Genomic DNA, 384 nt, shown 5'->3' on the forward strand with positions numbered 1-384 from the left:
TTCTTTTCTTTTTTTTTTTTTTTAAGCGCCGCGCGCCCCCCCAAACTCTCCACTCGTGGAGCGTCGTCGGCGCCGTCAAATGTGTATAAGAGACGGAGAAAGGCTCCCGCCCCTGGACCCACAAACAGAACTTCCCCGCCGACGCCGTAGGCCGCTGGCAGGTGCAGGTGCTGACCGAAGCCGGGCAGATGATTGGTGTGCTGCGGTTTAAGGTGGTGGAGTAGCGGCTTAGCGGTGGGTACCTTTTATTTTCTCCCCCCCCCCCCCCCCCCCCCCCCCCCCGGGGGGGGGGGGGGRACGACCCCHMYCCCCCCCCCCCCCSCCCCGCSCCSSSGGMSGCGKSSCCCCCCCCCCCCCAACACACCACAACGCAAGAGAAAACAC

Annotated in this window: 1 pseudogene; it reads left to right on the forward strand. The window is 65.7% G+C overall.

What is annotated here, in order from left to right:
• Positions 1-95: 95 nt before the first annotated feature.
• Positions 96-224 (forward strand): annotated as a pseudogene (locus tag ACQ4LH_RS21135) (DUF2914 domain-containing protein); the annotation flags it as partial.
• Positions 225-384: the final 160 nt, after the last annotated feature.

This window comes from Pseudomonas peli (assembly GCF_050563605.1).
GTDB lineage: Bacteria > Pseudomonadota > Gammaproteobacteria > Pseudomonadales > Pseudomonadaceae > Aquipseudomonas > Aquipseudomonas peli_A.